The sequence below is a fragment of the Pseudoalteromonas sp. GW168-MNA-CIBAN-0100 genome (assembly GCF_040309225.1).
Taxonomy (GTDB): Bacteria; Pseudomonadota; Gammaproteobacteria; order Enterobacterales; family Alteromonadaceae; genus Pseudoalteromonas; species Pseudoalteromonas arctica.
In genome coordinates this window covers 1-253 of record NZ_JBEOOL010000814.1, presented here as the reverse complement: position 1 = coordinate 253, position 253 = coordinate 1, and the positions used below count along the sequence as shown (strand labels likewise).

At 45.1% G+C, this 253-nt stretch carries 1 pseudogene; it reads left to right on the top strand.

Features of this window, described 5'->3' with window-relative positions:
- Positions 1–253, top strand: a pseudogene (locus AAEY62_RS23540) (flagellar hook-length control protein FliK); the annotation flags it as partial.

The following is a 253-nucleotide window of genomic DNA, read 5'->3' as shown; positions in this document are numbered from 1 at the left end:
ATAGTATGTTGGCGCAAATAAATGCTGCGCACACTATAGACACCACAGTTAAAAAGAACGCTGATGCTAAAGCCGAGGCTTTAGATGAAGACGCTAAGCAATTAAAAGGGAAGCCTGATGATCAGCTTGCCCCTATTGTAATTGCACCGCAAAAAGGTGTGCTTAGCGATGTTGCAGCAAGCGCTGAGGCGGCAAACGAAAAGCTAATGCCCTTATCTCAAAGTATGGCCACTGCAAATAATAAAGGCGATGC